This window comes from bacterium (assembly GCA_024226335.1).
Lineage (GTDB): Bacteria > Myxococcota_A > UBA9160 > SZUA-336 > SZUA-336 > JAAELY01.
Genome location: JAAELY010000173.1, coordinates 1 through 728, shown reverse-complemented (window position 1 = coordinate 728; position 728 = coordinate 1). Strand labels below are relative to the sequence as shown.

2 protein-coding genes are annotated in these 728 nt (G+C 65.1%); both read left to right on the top strand.

Annotated elements, in window-relative coordinates; all coding sequences use genetic code 11:
- On the top strand, positions 1 to 513 hold a 513-nt coding region (locus tag GY725_08565), incomplete at its 5' end, for a tyrosine-type recombinase/integrase (GenBank protein MCP4004233.1).
- A 15-nt stretch (positions 514 to 528) separates the two neighbouring features.
- The coding region (locus GY725_08560; GenBank protein ID MCP4004232.1) for an IS91 family transposase at positions 529 to 728 on the top strand (200 nt) is incomplete at its 3' end.

Here is a 728-nt window from a genome sequence, read left to right as displayed (position 1 = left end):
CTGGCCGCGATCCCGAATATCAAGCATCGAGCAGTGCTGACCACGTGCTACGCCGCAGGCCTCCGTGTCTCCGAGGCTGTCAGCCTGAAGATCCACGACATCAACGGCACGCGAAAGATCATCCACGTTCACCAGGGCAAGGGACGCAAAGACCGCATCGTCCCGCTCTCCGAAACTCTCCACGAGGTGTTGCGCGAGTACTGGCGTGCCGTCCGCCCCAGGACATGGTTGTTCCCTGGGCGTGATTCCGATCGCCCCCTGTCGACGCGCTCGATCCAGTACGTCTGTCAACGTGCACGCCAACGCGCCGGTCTGCACCCGAAGCTGACCGTGCATTCGCTGCGTCACGCGTTCGCCACCCATCTGCTGGATGCCGGGACCAGCGTGCGTGTAATCCAGGTCTTGCTGGGCCACCGTAGCCTCGCCACGACACAGACCTACACCCGGGTGTCGATGCGCGAGGTCGTCGGTACACGCAGCCCGCTCGACATGAGCGACTCCGCGCAAACCTGACCTCGAGCCGGGACGATGACGCGCCACCGCTTGGAGGTGGCCGATGTCGTCCGCAGCCACGTCGATAGTTACCTCGACAGTCGCGGCGGACGCATCCCAGGACCAGAGCGACGGGTCCTGTCGGCCATCTCGACGTGCAGGACCGCCGCGTGCGGCGGGCACATCGATCGGTGCGACCGCTGCGACCACCAGCAGATCGCCTACAACTCTTGCCG